Genomic DNA, 16,698 nt, shown 5'->3' with positions numbered 1-16,698 from the left:
CGTTTCTAGTAAAGGTGCAAAACGAATATTTTTTTTGAAGCATATTAATATAAAAAATCAATGACGATAAGAATTTTTAGTCTTTTAATTTTGATTTGTTTTTTTTCATGTAAAAAAATAGAAATACCAGTAAATAAATTTGTTGGAGTTTGGTATGATACGGAGTATATTGTGCCAGGCAGGCATTTGTTAAAGATAAATAAAGACAGCACTTTTTCTTATAAAGGAGCGGGGTGCGACTGGAGAGTAATTTCCAAAGGGAAATGGAAATTGGTAGGGGATTCTATTGAATTAAACAGTACAAGTAGCGATACATGTTATAGAATGTTTCCATATACAAGATGTATAAAATTTGGTGAAACCAGAAGAAAAGATACGTTGACTATACCAAATTGTAATCCTAACCAAAATGCCGACTTTTTAATTTTTTCAAAAGAAAGATTCTATCTTAAAAATGATTCTTTAGTTTATGAATTTAAAGCTTCTTCTAATTGTTCAGGTTATGACACGTTAAAAAGAGTTTATGCGCGTACTGCGAAAATTAAAAAAACGTATTAAAAAATGAAACAACTAGATGATTTCTATTTAAACCAAGAAGAACCCATAAAAGGAATATTTTTGGCATTAAAAGAAATCATTCTAAAACAAGATTCAGATATTACAAATACTTTGAAATACGGAATGCCCTTTTTCTGTTATAAAGAAAAAATGTTCTGTTATTTATGGATTCATAAAAAATTCAAAAAGCCTTATATGGGAATTGTAGAAGGAAAACATTTTGATGAGCCTTTTTTGGTTCAGGAAAATCGTTCGAGAATGAAGATTATGATGTTTGATAGTAATGAAGATTTGCCTTTGGAGCAGATTGAAACTATTATTAAAAAAGCAATAAATTTATATAAAACAGGAATTGTTAAGATTTAAAATGTTTGAATAGCAATATTTAACGGAATAGTTAAATAAATAATAAACTTACCTCAATTTTAGCCTTCAGGGCTTGTAATCTTTGTCTAGCCGAGCTTAAAACCGTAAATTTGCACATCATCGAATTTGATAATTAATATGACAAAACTTAAAAATATAAAAGTTGTAGTAAGTGACCTTGACGGAACTTTACTCAACCCACAACACAGAATTTCAGATTACACCAAATCAATTTTTCAAGAACTTCACAATCAAGGCTATTTGATTGTTGTAGCTACAGGCCGTCATCACCTTGATGCCATGGCTATTATCGAAACACTTGCGGTACCGGTTTATCTGGTAAGTTCTAACGGAGGAAGAATTCATTCGCCAAATAAAGAAGAACTTTTCGCTTTTAATTTGGACAGCGATGTGGTTAAAGCGGCATTAAATATAGAAATCGATCCAGATGTTACAGTTGTATTATTCAAAGAAAACGTTTGGCAGACCAATAAATGGAATGAAAGATTAAACTCTTTTCAAGCCGAATTAAAATACCGTCCAGAATTAGTAGATTACAAAACTATAGAGGATTTCAAAGCAATTAAAATCTTCTTTTCATGCGATAATCACGAGAAGTTGGTAAAAGTGAGAGATGCTGTTTTAGCAAATTCTTCAGAGCATTTACATCATGCTTTTAGTTTGCCAACTTGTCTAGAATTTATGGACAAATCTATAGATAAAGCGGTTGCTATTGCAAAAGTGCTAGAAAAAGAAGGATTTACGATGGAACAAGCGGTTTCGTTTGGCGATGGTTTTAACGACTTGCAAATGTTGTCTGCTACCGGAAGAGGATTAATTATGGGGAACGCTCCTTCAATTTTAAAAGATGCTTTGCCAGATTTAGAAGTAATTCAAACCAATGCAGAAGACGGAGTTGCAAAATATATTGCATCTAAAATTTTAGATAAAGAATTAGCGACAAGTTAATTTAGAATCATATTCAAACTAAAATCCTTAAATAATTTATTTAAGGATTTTTTTATTTCTGAATCTTAAAATTTCATGGTGTAACTCTCTGAAATAATTTTAAATTTGCATTCATAAAAAACAACACAACAAATGAGCAACACAATCACAACTACAGATTTTAATTTCCCGAATCAGAAATCAGTTTACCGCGGAAAAGTTAGAGAAGTTTATAATATTAATGATGAACTTTTAGTAATGGTGGCAACAGATAGACTTTCGGCTTTTGATGTAGTTTTGCCAAAAGGAATTCCGTACAAAGGACAAATCCTAAATCAGATTGCAACAAAATTTATGGAATTGACGCAAGATATCGTTCCAAACTGGCTGATTGCAACTCCAGATCCAAACGTTGCTGTTGGACATTTATGTGAGCCTTTTAAAGTAGAAATGGTTATTCGCGGTTATTTATCTGGTCATGCAGCTCGTGAATATGCTGCGGGTAGAAAACAAATCTGCGGTGTTACTATGGCCGAAGGCTTAAAAGAAAACGATAAATTTCCAGAACCAATTATTACACCAACTACAAAAGCAGATAACGGTTCTCATGACGAAGATATTTCTCGTGAAGATATTTTAGCAAAAGGAATTGTTTCTGAAGAAGATTATTTGGTTTTAGAAAAATATACTCGCGCTTTATTTCAAAGAGGAACTGAAATCGCTGCAAAACGCGGATTGATTTTAGTGGATACCAAATATGAGTTTGGAAAAACAAAAGAGGGTGTTATTGTTTTAATTGACGAAATCCATACTCCAGATTCTTCTCGTTATTTCTACGCTGACGGATATGCTGAAAGACAGGCTAATGGAGAGGAGCAAAAACAATTATCTAAAGAATTTGTTCGCCGTTGGTTGATCGAAAATGGTTTTCAAGGCCAAGAAGGACAACAAATTCCAAATATGACAGACGAATATATTGAGTCTGTTTCTGAAAGATACATCGAATTATTTGAGAATATTTTAGGAGAAAAATTTGTAAAAGCAGATATTGACAATATTGATCAACGTATTGAAAAAAACGTATTAGATTACCTTTCTTCAAAATAGTAATTTCGGGTTTAAACTAACGATTTAAACCATGAAATTTATAACCAAAAAAAATGCCCTGCTATTTGTATGTTTTACAGCAGGGCATTTTCTTTTTGCGCAGATTGATAAAAATGCGACAAAGGAAACTAAAAACTTATATCAGAATCTTAAAACCATTTCCAAAAAGCATATTCTTTTCGGCCATCAGCACGCGCTTGAATACGGACACGGATGGAGTAATGAGCCTAATCGTTCAGATGTAAAATCGGTTACGGGTTCGCATCCTGCCGTTGTTGGTATTGATTTTAGCGATTTTTCTGGTCGTTCCAAAGACCAAATTGAAAAGGCTAAAGATTTATTGCGAAAAAATGTAATCGATACGTATGAAAGAGGCGGAATTACAACTGTTTCTTGGCATTTTAATAATCCAGCTTCTGAAGGAGGATTTTATTGGAAAGACGGAATTTCAGCTGCTTCCCTGTCTTTGATAAAGCCTGGAGGTTCTCATCATGAGGAATACAAAGAAATTTTAAAAACAATTGCCGATTTTGCCCATTCCGTCAAAGCTAAAAACGGAACACTTTCTCCAATGATTTTCAGGCCCTTTCACGAATTTGATGGCGATTGGTTTTGGTGGGGGAGAACGCATACTTCTCGACAAGATTTTATTGCGGTTTGGCAGTTTACGGTTTCTTATTTGAAAGATACTTTAGGGGTTCATAATTTTATTTATGCTTTTTCTCCTGATAATAAATTCAATTCTGAAGCAGAATATTTAGAGCGTTATCCAGGTGATGAATTTGTTGATATGCTTGGCATGGATGATTATGGAGATTTTGGAAGAGATGGCAAATACGATCTAGATGCTGGACTAAGAAAACTTAAAATATTTTCTGATTTGGCTATAAAAAAGAAAAAATTAGCTGCATTTACAGAAACTGGACTGGAGTCAATTCCTAATGAAAAGTGGTGGACAGAAGTTTTAATTAAGACTTTAAAATCTGAAAATCTGCAATTGGCTTATGTTTTAGTTTGGAGAAACGATGTTACAAGTCCAACGCATTATTATGCGCCTTTTCCGGGACAAGTAAGCGAAAAAGATTTTATAAAATTCTATGATGATCCTTTTACTTTTTTTGAAAAAGATTTGAAGAACATTTACAGCAAGAAATTTAAGATTTAGTCTATTATTCAACGAATTAAGAACGCAATTTAGGTCAAACTAAATTGCGTTTTTTTATTTTTTTGAAGTAATCATGCAACCTTATCGAGTTTTAAGTCGTCTAACTAGTAAATCATCATCATCATCAATCATTTAACAAACAATCATCATGAAAAAATCAGTAGTTATTTTAGGATTATTTTTCCTTTTTGGAAATGTTTCTATTGCATCAAATTCGGCAATTGCAGCTAAAAATCAAGTAGAATTTTCAGTTTATGGAAAATCTCCGTTGCATCTCGCCATTAGCAAAGGCGATTTTGAAGCCGTTAAAAAGTTCGTTTTGTATGGAACCAATGTCAATAAAATGGAGAATAATATGACGCCATTAATGGTTGCAGCAAGATTTAACCATTGTGACATTATTAAATTATTGCTTGCCAATGGAGCAGATTCCTCAATCGAAAATTCACACGGTTTAACCGCTTTGCATTATGCAGAGTACGCAAAATCAGCAGATTCGATTACTATTTTGAAGACGCTAAAAGAGAATCGTAAGAATAAATAGTAAATAGAAAAAGAAAAGTGCAATTCAACAACGGAATTGCACTTTTTTATTTTAGAAATATAAAATGTTATTCCATTTTCTCTTTTAAATTTTCTAGACCTTTTTGCAGATCGTTTCCAATCATTTGGTCCATTTTTAGCATCGGAAGCATAATATTTGTTGGATAAGGAATTACACCGCTGATTCCCCATCTTACTTTTGTCTGATTTTGTGAAACAGGTTCAGTAGACATAAAGCCAATTGCAGTATCTTCCATAGGTTTTTTTAAAACGAAGAGCAAAATCCAAACGTCTATTTTCGGTTATTTTTGTGATCTCTTGTTCGCCAACTCCAACTTCTTTTACATTGCTTTTCCAAGAAGATACAGCGCCAACGGCGCCATCTGTTCCTTTGTAACTAATCGTTATTTTCGGATCCCTTTTGGCCCAAACACTAAACTCATTTTGGTTCTTTAAGGATCTGACATATTTAAAAACACTATCAGCAGGTTTGTTGATCGTAATTTCTCTTTCAACCGAATATTCCTTCGGCATAAAATAGGCAACAATTAAAACAATCGAAATAAATAAAATTAAAATGACTAGTAATCTTTTAATGAAAATCATGTTTTTTTGTTTTTAAGGTTAGTGGTTTTTGGATAGATTTTTTTTGACTAAGTAAAGAACTATAGGGCATTAGATTGAAAAGCTATCTTTTTGATTTTTAATCCTATAGTAAATTTAAAAAATTATTTGAAAGTTTGAAATGAGGGTGGTTGCAAAAAAGATTAAAAATAAATAAGATTTATTGTAACATTTTCTTTTTTATGTAGTCTATTATAGTAAAACCATTAATTTGGTAACGTTTGGGTTCTTTAATTATCGTATTATTAAGTAACTGTTAAGAATTGGTTAAAACATGGTACTTTGTAATACATAATACGATAAAATGAATTACTTTTACATCAGAAATTAAAATCATCAATAATCAATTAATAAACAATCAATCATTATGAAAAAATCAGTTATTTATTTAGGACTAGCCTTGGTAACATTTGGAAATGTAGCAATGGCTTCAAACGGAGTTTCAACTGTTAAAAATCCAATTGAACGTACAGGTTATACAGCAAACCCTTTAAATGTTGCTATTAGCAAAGGAGATATTGAAACAGTTAAGAAATTTATTGAGTACGGAGCAGATGTAAATTTAATCTCAGAAGATCTTACTCCATTAATGACAGCTGCACGTTATAACAAATTTGAAATCATTAAAGTTTTATTGGCAAATGGCGCAAAAGCTAGTGCAAAAAATGAAAATGGTTTTACTGCATTGAAATATGCAGAATTATCAAATGCTTCAGAATCTATTGCGATTTTGAAAGATTTGAAATAACAGTATAAAAAGTTTTGAGTTAGTAGAAAAAAAGACCTTTGTGAGCAGAAGGTCTTTTTTTTGTTTTAGAATGAACTCTAAAATAAAAAAGCATCATTATGAAAATGATGCTTCTTCTTTTTTAAATCCCAACAAATTGATTTAAAACTAAATATTTTGATTGCTTATTCTATTGGCACATCTTTTTTTCTATTGAATACCCAGAATAAAATTGGGAATACTAATAAAGTTAAGACTGTAGCTGTCATTAATCCACCGATAATGACAATAGCAAGTGGTTTTTGAGATTCTGAACCAATTCCCGTAGAAATTGCAGCAGGCATAAGACCTATAGAAGCCATTAAGGCAGTCATAACAACAGCTCTTGTTCTAGCTTTTACCCCTCTAAAAATAGATTCTTCTAGAGAGAATTTTGCTTTGAGATTGTGGTGAAATTCAGAGATCAGAATAACTCCATTTTGAATACAAATTCCTAAAAGGGCTATAAATCCAACTCCAGCAGAAATTCCGAAATTCATTCCTGTAATATGAAGCGCAATGATTCCACCAATAATGGCAAATGGAACGTTGGCAAGAACAAGAAGAGAATCCTTAAAGTTTCCAAATAGAATAAATAAAAGAACAAAAATTCCAATTAAGCTTATCGGTACCACTTGTGCTAAACGAGCACTAGCACGAACTTGATTTTCAAATTCTCCTGTCCAGCCTGTTGTGTAACCTGCAGGAAGTTTCAATTTATTTACTTTTGATTGTGCTTCAGCAATGGTACTTCCTAAATCTCTATCACGAACAGAAAATTTAACTCCTATAAAACGCTTGGTATTATCTCTGTAAATAAACGCAGGACCTGTAATGGTTTTGATGTCGCAAATTTCTTTTAAAGGAATTTTGATTCCGCTGATGGTTGGAACTTTAATTTCTTCCAAATCTTTTTCGTCTTTTCTATATTCTTTTGAAAAACGAACACGAACATCAAATTTTTTCTCATCCTCGTATTTTTCAGTTGCTGTTTTTCCTCCAAAAGCTAATTCTAAAACGGCTTGAGCATCACTTAACGTTACGCCATAAGCTGCCATTTTTTCTCTATCAAGAATAACGCTTATTTCTGGCTGACCAACATTTCTTAAAATACCTGCGTCTTTAATACCTGGAATATTTTTAATCTGTGCCAAAACTTCATTTGCGAGCTGATCCAATTTATTCAAATCATCGCCATAAATCTTAACCGCATTTGATGCTTTAAATCCCGCTACCGATTCGGCAACGTTATCAATTACTGGTTGCGAGTAATTATAGGTTATCCCTTGGTGAACTTTTAGTTTTTCATCCATTTCATTAATCAATTCATCCATAGAAATTTTACGTTTCCATTCTTTTTGCGGAATTAAGTCTACTTGCAGCTGGATAAACCCAAAACCATTTGGATCGGTTCCGTCATTGCTTCGTCCAGTTTGCGATAATACCTTTTTTACCTCTGGAAAACTTTCTAAGTCTTTTCTAATTATTGCCGCTGTTTTAACACTTTCCGGTAGAGAAGTACTCATTGGTAATTCGGCAGTAACCCATAATGCTCCTTCATTTAATTGAGGTAAAAATTCTGTTCCTAAGAAACCTGCAGAAAAGAAAACCCCAACCAGTAGCGCCGTAGAAGCAATTAGAGTTTGTACTTTATGTTTGAATGTCCATGCAAAACCTTTAGAAACAATTCGATCCCAAAAATTAACAAACGGATTGTGTTTTTCTTTTACATTTTTATTCAATAAAATATGCGAAAGAACAGGTACTAAAGTTAGTGTAAATATAAGCGCTCCCAACAATGCAAAACCTAATGTAAAGGCTAGGGGAGAGAACATTTTTCCTTCTACTTTTTGGAACGAGAAAATAGGCAGCAAAGCCGTGATAATGATTAACTTTGAAAAGAAAATAGCTTTACCCATTTCAGTTCCTGTTCTTTTGATCAAGCTTCCTTTGGCAATTTTATTAAATTTCTCCATGCCCAATTGATGCGCTCGATGATCTAAAACTACAAACAAGCCTTCGACCATTACAACGGCTCCATCAATGATAATTCCGAAATCGACAGCACCTAAACTTAATAAGTTGGCGCTCATTCCCATCATTTTAAGACATAAAAAAGCAAATAATAAAGAAAGCGGAATTACAATTGATACCGTGAAAGTGGTTCGCCAATCTGCCATAAATAAGAATACCACGACAGTAACCAGAATAATACCTTCAAATAAATTGTGCATTACGGTTTCGGTCGTGAAATTCATCAAATTATCACGATCGTAAAAAGTTTCTATTTTAATATCTTTTGGCAAGACATTATCATTGAGATCTTTGATTTTTGCTTTTATAAGGGCAAGTGTTTCTTGAGGGTTTTCACCTTTTCTCATTACTACAATTCCTTCAACGGCATCGTCATTATCTCCAAGACCGGTCTGACCAACTCTTGGCATTGAACTTTCGTAAACTTCGGCTAGATTTTTAACCAAAATTGGATTTCCTGCAGCATCGTCTACGATAATATTTCCAATATCTGCCTTTGATTTTAACAAACCAACACCACGAACCACAAAAGCTTGTCCGTTTTTTTCAATAACATCACCACCAACATTTATGTTTCCAGCATTTACGGCATTGTAAACTTGCAAAGGCGTAATATTGTATTTGGCTAATTTTATAGGATCAACTCCAATTTCATACGTTTTAGTCTGACCTCCAAAAACATTTAAATCTGCAACACCTGGAAGCGAGCGCAATTGTTTGTCGATAACCCAGTTTTGATACGTCAATAATTCTCTACTGTCTCTACTGTCACTTTTTACAATATACCTAAAAATCTCGCCTGTTGGCCCGTAAGGTGGCTGAACATCTGGTTCTACATCATCGGGAAGTGAAACATTTTTAAGTAAATTGTTTACCTGAAAACGTGCAAAAGTATCATCAACGCCATCGTCAAAAATAATTTTTATAACCGATAAACCAAACATTGTAATGCTTCGGACACTTGTTTTTTTCTGAACAGAGTTCATCGCAATTTCAATTGGAGAGGTTACAAAACGCTCTACTTCTTCAGCACTTTTTCCGTTCCATTGCGTGATGATGATAATCTGTGTATTGGTAACATCTGGGAAAGCATCGATAGGCATATTTTTGAATGAAATAAATCCAGCAACAGCCAATAATCCTACCCAAAAGAAGGTGAATGCTTTATTCTTTAAAGAGAAAGCAATAATGTTTTTTATGAATTTGTTCATGTTCTTAGTTGTTTAAAGCACCATAAATAAATAGCTGATTGTTTGTGATTACTTTTTCATTCTCCTTTAATCCGCTTGAAATGTAAGTAGTATCACCAACAACTCTGTAAACTTCTACTTGTCTTGTTTCTATATTATTACGGTCTTTAAATACCACAACAAAGTTTTTACTTTTATCAAAAACAATTGCTTTACTTGGCACGGCTATCATAGATTGATTTTCGTTGAAAGACAATTTAATATTAGCATTCATATCTGGCTTAAGCATATAATCTGGATTGCTTAGTTTGATTCTAGCCTGCATTGCTTTAGTTTCTGGATCAATTACATTGTAGATTTTGTCTACTTTTCCTTGAAATACTCTATCTGGGTAGCTTAAAGTAGTTACAGCAGCAGAAGTTCCTAACTTTACTTTATTAATGTCTATTTCATTAATATTGGCCATTGCCCATACTTCACTAATTTCTGCAATATCAAATATGTTTTCAGAACGGTCGTTACGCAAAAGCATATCTTGATTAATGCTTTTTTGAATAATAAAACCGCTTATAGGTGCCGTTACTTCGTAAATAGATCCCGCTTTGATATTGTAAATTTTATACGTTTCTTGAATCTTGCTTAATTGCGACTGCGCTTTATTTACTTCAGATTTCGCTTGGAGAACATCGCTTTCAGAATTTAATTTTCCGTCAAATAATTCTTGTGCAACCTTCAAGTTGTTTTTAGCAACAAGCAAATCACTTTTAGCATCTATAGCTTGTTTTTCAAAATCGGCGACATCGGTACTTTTTATAGTTGCCAGAACTTGTCCTTTTTTTACATAATCCCCAAGTTCAACATTTACCTTCATAACATTTCCACCAACTAGCGGGTAAACATCAATCATTTTATTGTTGTCAGCAGTGATTTTTCCGTAAAAACTAAGTTCATTTTTTAACGGCTGAGTTTTAGCTTCGGCTGTAGTAGTGCTTTTTAGCATAGTATTACTTAAAACAAAAGACGTATTTGTTTCAGGATTCTCTACTTGTTTTTTGCAGGCTGTTAGGGATAGACTTGCAATTGCGATTCCTATGAATAATGTATGTTTCATTTCTTTGCTGTTTTAAAATAAATCTTTGTTAATGGTACTATTTAATTCTTCGCCGGCTATTACTACTTTTTTCTTTAATTCGTTTAATTGAATTATCGCCTGATTGTAGCTTTCCATAAAATCGGTAAATTCTAAAAGGCTTACATTTCGTTTCTGAAAATTGGTTAGCATTCCATTATAAACGGCTTCAAAGTCTGAGTTTACCGTTGGCTTAATCACACTATAGTTTTGTCTCGATTCATCCCATTTTGTCCAAGCCGAAGTAATTTCAGTTTGGAGCTGCAGTTCAAAATTCTGTTTTTCAACTTTAGATTGTTCTAAAATAGTTTGGGCATACTTAATGTTTCCTTTGTTCTTATTCCATAACGGCAACGGAATACCCACGCTAACATTGGCTTCGTTGTTGAAAGCTCCACTTCGCTGATCGTAATTGGCTCCTAGAGTAAGATCTGGAATCGCAAGTGATTTCTGCCATTTTACATTCAATTCATTGGCTTCAATCTCTTTCTGTTTTGCTAAATAATCAGGTCGATTTGCAATAGCTTGTTCTTCAAAGCTTTTAAGATCAAAAGCAATAACTTTTAAATATTTATTCGAATCATCTTTGCTAACAGAAGGAATTACATTTTCAGTTTCATTCAACAGCAATTTCAAATTAGCTTGTTCTTCTATATTGTTGTTAATTACTTCCAATCGTTCGTTTTTAAAGTTGAGATACAACGATTGCAAACGAACAACATCCTTTAAAGGAATATTCCCTTTTTGAGCTTGAACTGAATAAGAATTGATCAAATTTTCGATATGAGCTAATTGTTTATCCGTGTTTTCAAGGTTTTTGGTGTTGTAATAAACGGTGTAAAAGCTTTTACGCAACTGTAGTTTTAAAGTGCGCAGTAAATCATTGAATGAAAGTTCTGCCAATTGCGCATTGGTTTGTGCAAGTTTGATTTCATTACGCTTTTTACCGCCAAGATAAATAAGTTGCTCAATGCCAAATACTTTTTGCCCCTCTTTGCCTATGTCAAAAAACTTATCTCTTTCGGGGTTATACGCATTCAGTTCGGCTGTTATTATAGGGTTTTCCCAAATGCGCGCCTGAATGGTTAGAGCTTTTGATGCATCGATGTTGTATTGCGATGCCAGCAAGAATAAATTCTTTTTTAAAAATTGGCTTTCACAGTCCTGAAGAGTGACTGTTTTTTGCGCTATTGCAGTCTGATTCAAAACTGCAAATAACAGCAATGCGAATAACTTTTTCATTGTATTGATTTTGAGTTATACAAATATGCTATCAACAGGCTTTAGGGGAGCTTAAAATCTACCTTAAAAATAGCTTAAAAAAGTTTACAATTCGAAAAATAATTGAAATAAATTCGTGTTAATATTTGGAGTTGAGTAGGTTATGTTGGCTTTGTGAACCGTAAGAATGCGCTGAACAATTCGTAACCCAAGTCCAAAGCCAGAAGTTCTTTTTGAATTTTGTCCACGCATAAAAGGCTCAAAAAGATTTTTTTGTTCTTCTACGTTTAAAGTGTCTCCAGTATTCGAAACAGAAATGATAAGATGATAATGGTCTGTGCTTATTTTTACTTTTGCCTGTTTATTGTCCGAATAGATGTAGGCATTTTTTAAGATATTAGTTAAAGCAATTTCTAACAGATTTTTATTTCCTTTTATTTCCAAAGCAGTATCCAGATCATCACTTTCTTCCATTTCAAAAAGAATAGCAAAATCGGGAAATGTTTTGTTGATTTTTTCTATTGAAGAAAATAAAATTTCATCTAGACGCTGAATTTCGATATTTTCTGTATTTCTATTGTCAATTTTTGAAAGAATAAGCAACGAATTAATTAGTTCGCCCAAATGATTGACATCAGCCAGTATATTGTTAAGGAAAGCGTTGTTTTTTGGTTTTATATCTGGATCGGCAATAGCGTTTTCAATCTGAGAAGTCATTCTAGAAAGCGGTGTTCTTAATTCATGTGAGGCATGAGCAGTAAATTCCTTCTGTTTTTGATACGAAACTTCAATTCGATCCATCATAAAATTAAACTCATCAGCAAGCAGATCGACTTCATTTCTGGTGCTGTTAGATGCAATTCTGGTATCGAGATTATTTTCGTTTATGTTTTTTATTTTTTGATGGAAAGCAAGAAGCGGATTCATCGCTTTTCTAACCATAAAAGAGGTTAGTAGCCAGCAGATCGTAGTAAAGAAAATATACGAAACAACTAATGTATACCTTAAAAAAAGTAATTTCTTTTGGCCATAATCATCAGTTGCTGATATTAAAGCATAAAAATCCTTGTCGTTTGTATCATAAAAAACGCCATAGACTTCATAATCTCCTTGTTGCTTAAAAAAAGTTTTATTCTTTTTTAAATATTTCAAGTCTTCAACAGACCAATTAATTTTGGCATCGTCAATACTGCTATAGATTAGCTTATAATTAGAATCGAAAACTAATGTTTTCTCGTCATATAGTTTATTGATAGAATTTTGATCTATTATTTTTAAAAGCTGATTATCGATCTGTTTGACATTCACCAATAATTTGATGTTCGATAAAGCTTTAATTTCTAATCGATCGCGGAACTCTTCTTTTCTATAATTAGAATACAAAATGAATATCACTGTAGATGCCAGCCCGAAAAGGATGGTAAACAGTAAACTTACTAAAAGTGATATTCTATTTTTTAATGTCATTCTTGATCGCTTAGATAATAGCCGTAGCCAACTTTGGTACGGATAAGTTTTATTTCGTGATCCTTGTCTATTTTCTTTCTCAAAAAGTTAATATAAACTTCGATCGTATTTTGATTGGTTTCAATATGGTAGTCCCAAAGCTTTTCAGCAATAAATTGTTTAGAAAGCACTTTTCCTTTGGCATGAGCCAAAATTAAAATCAACTTAAATTCTTTCGGAGTAAGTTTAATTTCTTCATTAGATCTAAAGACCTTCATATCTTCTTCAAAAATTTCTAAATCTTTGATTGCAATTTTACTTTCTATCTGCTGCGGAACTTCTTTTCGCCTTAAAAGAGATTGTACTCTAGCGTATAATTCTTCAAAATGAAATGGTTTAACCAAATAATCATCTGCGCCACTATCAAAAGAAGATAGTTTATCTTCGATTTCACTAAAAGCAGTCAGCATGATTATTGGCGTTTTATTATCGATTTTGCGAATGCCTTTGCAAACTTCTATTCCGTTTAATCCAGGGACATTGATGTCAAGAATAATCAAATCATATTCGTACGGAAAATATTTCTTCAGCAATAACGAACCATCATAATAAGGAACACACTCGAACTTCTTAGAGGTAAAGAATGCTGAGATTTCTTTAGACAAAGTAAAATCGTCTTCGAGTAGTAGTATTTTCATTCTTGAAAGAAATTTATAAATTCGGCCATTTTTGAGAAACAGCCGAATTTAATATAAGGTAATGTTTTAATTGAAATAAGAGAACGTCTCATTGTTCTCAATCTTCTGTAATGACTCATAAATCAATTGAATAACATTTTCAACATCCTCTCTATGAACCATTTCTACAGTTGTATGCATGTATCGCAATGGAAGCGAAATCAATGCAGAAGGAACACCTCCATTACTGTAAGCAAAAGCATCAGTATCTGTTCCTGTTGCACGAGAAGTAGCATGTCTCTGAAAAGGAATTTTGTTTTCTTCGGCAGTATCTACAATCAAATCGCGAAGTTTATTCTGAATAGCAGGAGAGTACCCAATAACAGGACCTTTCCCCATTTTAAGGTCGCCTTCCACTTTTTTATCAATCATTGGAGTAGTGGTGTCATGGCAAACATCGGTAACAATCGCAACATTTGGTTTTATTCTATGCGCGATCATTTCGGCACCGCGAAGACCAATTTCCTCTTGAACAGAATTTACAATATATAAACCAAAAGGAAGGGTTTTATTGTTTTCTTTTAATAAACGAGCCACTTCAGCAATCATAAAACCGCCCATTCTATTGTCGATCGCACGGCAGACAAATTTGTTTTCGTTCAAAATCATAAATTCATCCGGATAAGTAATAACACATCCAACATGAACGCCCAAAGCTTCAACTTGCTCTTTATTTTCGCAACCTAAATCAATAAAAATATTACTTAGTTTAGGAATCTCTTCCTTGTCGCGCAAACGTGTATGAATTGCAGGCCATCCAAAAACGCCTTTAACAATTCCCTTTTTAGTATGAATATTGACTCTTTTAGAAGGAGCAATCTGATGATCAGAACCACCATTTCTAATAACATATATTAAACCGTCTTCCGTAATATAATTCACATACCACGAAATTTCATCAGCATGCCCTTCAATAACAACTTTGTACGGGGCGTCAGGATTGATTACTCCAACAGCGGTTCCATAAGTATCCGTTATAAAAGTATCAACATAGGGTTTCAAATACTCCATCCAAAGTTTTTGGCCTTCACTTTCGTAACCAGTAGGAGAAGCGTTATTTAGGTAGCTTTCTAAGAATGCTATAGAAGTATCATTTAAGATAGAATTTGTGCTCATAAAAATATTTTTCTGCTAAAATATAAATTTGGTATTAGAGTTGTGTATAAATATATAATTTTACACTTAAATTATGATTCAATGAGATTAACCACCTTTTTATTTATACTCTTAGTTTGTTTTTCTTCTAAAGCCCAAGTTACTCCCAAAGAGAACGAACAAATGGGATATATATTAACAGAGAAAGATTCTATTTTAGGCGACACGATTCAACTGCCAGAAATAATTATTTCAAAAGGACAGAAGATGAGTCCAGAAGAAATGAAACAATTTCAAATTCTTCAAAATAGAGTTTATAAAGTTTATCCGTATGCAAAATTGGCCGCAGAACGATTAACGGCATTGAATAACGGAATGGCGCGTTTGAAAACCAACCGTGAAAAAAAGAAGTATTTCAAAATTGTAGAAGATTATCTAAATAACGAATTCGAACAAAGACTTAAAAAGCTTTCTAGAAAACAAGGACAGATTTTAGTAAAGTTAGTTCACCGCCAAACAGGAATTACAACATACGAACTCATAAAAACACTAAAAAGCGGATTCAAAGCCTTCGTTTCGAATACCACCGCCAATTTGTTTGATATTAGTTTAAAAGAAGAATACAAACCCTACGAGGTAAATGAAGACTATTTGATAGAAACCATTTTGGTAAGAGCATTTGAATCTGGCCGATTGGCAAACCAAAAACCAGCCAATCCTCTCAATTATGAAGATCTAGCGGAAAAATGGCAACAAAAAGCAAAAGATCTAAATAAGAAATAAGTATACATATATATAAGGTATATAAACCCGACAGTTTTTTAAAATCTGTCGGGTTTGTTTTTGTACATATATAAGTAGAAAACTTAGATTATCTGGCTGAGCGAAGTCGAAGCCTTTTATACAATATATAAAAAGGATTTCCACTACTATCGGGGCTAGGAGATCAGTTTTCAAAAGAAAAAAAAGGGAAGAATGGACGGTCCCAGAAGAAAATCGAGCGACAAAAAAGAAACTTTGCGCCTCTGTGCCTTTGCGAGATTAAATAAAATCCAGCTTTGCGCCCTAGCGCCTTTGCGGCAAAATGGTCCGAAGAGAAGCAAAATGAAGAAAAAACTCACAGAGAATGAAAAAAAGTTAAAATGTAAACTACCCGTTATGAGATCGTTAAGAAAAAGGATAAAAAAAGATCAAAAAAACTCTTTGAAAAAGCTTGCAGAAGCGGAAAAAGGTTCTACTTTTGCACCCGCAACAGCGAAGGCGTTCATCGAAATACTGGCAGGAAAAGAGAATCAGACGGAAAGAAATTTTCAAAAAAAAAGATTCGAAAAAGCTTGCGAGATTTGAAAATGCTTTCTACATTTGCACCCCGCAAAACACGGAAAGTTCATTGAGAGATTGGAAGAGAAATTAAAGAAAACGGGATTGAAGAAATCTCAAAAAAAACTTTAAATTTTTCTTGCAGGAAACAAAAAGAAGTTTTAGTTTTGCACCCGCTTTGAGATACAGGCGAAAACAAAAGAAGACACGTTCGTAGACATATTGAATTGACAGCCGTTTTAAGAGAGATCTTAAAACAAAAAGAATAAGAGCAGTAGAGTCGGAAGATTCGAAAAGAACCGATAGGAAGAGCATCGGTTATATAATATTAAAATATACGATGAAGAGTTTGATCCTGGCTCAGGATGAACGCTAGCGGCAGGCTTAACACATGCAAGTCGAGGGGTAGAGGCTTTCGGGCCTTGAGACCGGCGCACGGGTGCGTAACG

General features: G+C 33.2%; 17 protein-coding genes and 1 rRNA gene. 10 read left to right on the top strand and 8 right to left on the bottom strand.

What is annotated here, in order from left to right; translation table 11 throughout:
* Nucleotides 1–60 precede the first annotated feature (60 nt).
* The 6 genes from ACFO3N_RS20095 (at nt 61) to ACFO3N_RS20070 (ending at nt 4,688) form a co-directional block, all read left to right on the top strand.
* Nucleotides 61–558 (top strand): hypothetical protein, encoded by a 498-nt coding sequence (locus ACFO3N_RS20095; RefSeq protein ID WP_379800698.1) that lies wholly within the window; start codon nt 61–63, stop codon nt 556–558.
* A gap of 3 nt (nt 559–561) precedes the next feature.
* Nucleotides 562–924: a DUF1801 domain-containing protein gene (locus tag ACFO3N_RS20090; protein WP_379800697.1), complete on the top strand. Its 363-nt coding sequence runs from the start codon at nt 562–564 to the stop codon at nt 922–924.
* Nucleotides 925–1,062: 138 nt separating this feature from the next.
* Nucleotides 1,063–1,893 carry a Cof-type HAD-IIB family hydrolase gene (locus tag ACFO3N_RS20085; protein ID WP_379800696.1) on the top strand — a complete coding sequence of 277 codons (831 nt, stop codon included), beginning with the start codon at nt 1,063–1,065 and terminating at the stop codon, nt 1,891–1,893.
* 132 nt (nt 1,894–2,025) lie between these two features.
* The gene (locus ACFO3N_RS20080) at nt 2,026–2,979 is read left to right on the top strand and encodes a phosphoribosylaminoimidazolesuccinocarboxamide synthase (protein WP_379800695.1); all 954 of its coding nucleotides are present in this window, start codon (nt 2,026–2,028) and stop codon (nt 2,977–2,979) included.
* A gap of 31 nt (nt 2,980–3,010) precedes the next feature.
* A complete protein-coding gene (locus tag ACFO3N_RS20075; protein WP_379800694.1) occupies nt 3,011–4,144 on the top strand; it encodes a glycoside hydrolase family 26 protein in 1,134 nt (377 codons plus the stop codon).
* Nucleotides 4,145–4,292: 148 nt separating this feature from the next.
* A complete protein-coding gene (locus ACFO3N_RS20070; protein ID WP_379800693.1) occupies nt 4,293–4,688 on the top strand; it encodes an ankyrin repeat domain-containing protein in 396 nt (131 codons plus the stop codon).
* A gap of 67 nt (nt 4,689–4,755) precedes the next feature.
* Here ACFO3N_RS20070 and ACFO3N_RS20065 read toward each other — a convergent pair whose 3' ends face one another.
* Entirely contained in the window at nt 4,756–4,944 is a 189-nt protein-coding gene (locus ACFO3N_RS20065; protein ID WP_379800692.1) for an SRPBCC family protein, read from the bottom strand.
* Nucleotides 4,910–5,293, bottom strand: a complete 384-nt coding sequence (locus tag ACFO3N_RS20060) for an SRPBCC family protein (protein ID WP_379800691.1) — start codon at nt 5,291–5,293, stop codon at nt 4,910–4,912. The genes ACFO3N_RS20065 and ACFO3N_RS20060 overlap by 35 nt, the downstream gene beginning before the upstream one ends.
* A 385-nt stretch (nt 5,294–5,678) precedes the next feature.
* Here ACFO3N_RS20060 and ACFO3N_RS20055 point away from each other — a divergent pair, with 385 nt between their 5' ends.
* Nucleotides 5,679–6,059 carry an ankyrin repeat domain-containing protein gene (locus ACFO3N_RS20055; RefSeq protein WP_095930005.1) on the top strand — a complete coding sequence of 127 codons (381 nt, stop codon included), beginning with the start codon at nt 5,679–5,681 and terminating at the stop codon, nt 6,057–6,059.
* 164 nt (nt 6,060–6,223) lie between these two features.
* Here the strand turns inward: ACFO3N_RS20055 and ACFO3N_RS20050 are convergent, their stop codons facing one another.
* The 6 genes from ACFO3N_RS20050 to ACFO3N_RS20025 all read right to left on the bottom strand — a co-directional run bounded on the left by ACFO3N_RS20050 (nt 6,224) and on the right by ACFO3N_RS20025 (nt 14,950).
* On the bottom strand, nt 6,224–9,322 hold the full coding sequence (locus ACFO3N_RS20050) for an efflux RND transporter permease subunit (protein ID WP_379800690.1): 3,099 nt from the start codon (nt 9,320–9,322) through the stop codon (nt 6,224–6,226).
* A gap of 4 nt (nt 9,323–9,326) precedes the next feature.
* The gene (locus ACFO3N_RS20045) at nt 9,327–10,412 is read right to left on the bottom strand and encodes an efflux RND transporter periplasmic adaptor subunit (RefSeq protein WP_379800689.1); all 1,086 of its coding nucleotides are present in this window, start codon (nt 10,410–10,412) and stop codon (nt 9,327–9,329) included.
* Nucleotides 10,413–10,424: 12 nt separating this feature from the next.
* Nucleotides 10,425–11,672 carry a TolC family protein gene (locus ACFO3N_RS20040; protein WP_379800688.1) on the bottom strand — a complete coding sequence of 416 codons (1,248 nt, stop codon included), beginning with the start codon at nt 11,670–11,672 and terminating at the stop codon, nt 10,425–10,427.
* Nucleotides 11,673–11,756: 84 nt separating this feature from the next.
* On the bottom strand, nt 11,757–13,118 hold the full coding sequence (locus tag ACFO3N_RS20035; RefSeq protein ID WP_379800687.1) for a sensor histidine kinase: 1,362 nt from the start codon (nt 13,116–13,118) through the stop codon (nt 11,757–11,759).
* Nucleotides 13,115–13,795 carry a response regulator transcription factor gene (locus ACFO3N_RS20030; protein ID WP_320495001.1) on the bottom strand — a complete coding sequence of 227 codons (681 nt, stop codon included), beginning with the start codon at nt 13,793–13,795 and terminating at the stop codon, nt 13,115–13,117. Before ACFO3N_RS20030 ends, ACFO3N_RS20035 begins: the two co-directional genes overlap by 4 nt.
* Before the next feature lie 66 nt (nt 13,796–13,861).
* Entirely contained in the window at nt 13,862–14,950 is a 1,089-nt protein-coding gene (locus ACFO3N_RS20025; RefSeq protein WP_379800686.1) for a M42 family metallopeptidase, read from the bottom strand.
* Between the two features lie 81 nt (nt 14,951–15,031).
* Between ACFO3N_RS20025 and ACFO3N_RS20020 the strand changes: the two genes are divergently transcribed.
* From ACFO3N_RS20020 to ACFO3N_RS20010, 3 genes are all read left to right on the top strand, one after another.
* The gene (locus ACFO3N_RS20020) at nt 15,032–15,712 is read left to right on the top strand and encodes a DUF4294 domain-containing protein (protein ID WP_379800685.1); all 681 of its coding nucleotides are present in this window, start codon (nt 15,032–15,034) and stop codon (nt 15,710–15,712) included.
* A gap of 192 nt (nt 15,713–15,904) precedes the next feature.
* Nucleotides 15,905–16,276, top strand: coding sequence for a hypothetical protein (locus tag ACFO3N_RS20015; protein WP_379800684.1), 372 nt, complete (start codon nt 15,905–15,907; stop codon nt 16,274–16,276).
* 310 nt (nt 16,277–16,586) lie between these two features.
* Nucleotides 16,587–16,698, top strand: a 16S ribosomal RNA gene (locus ACFO3N_RS20010); the annotation flags it as partial.

It is taken from the genome of Flavobacterium chungangensis, assembly GCF_042654045.1.
Classification (GTDB): Bacteria; Bacteroidota; Bacteroidia; order Flavobacteriales; family Flavobacteriaceae; genus Flavobacterium; species Flavobacterium chungangensis.
Note: the sequence above shows the minus strand (reverse complement) of the source record. Positions and strands in the feature narration are given on the sequence as shown.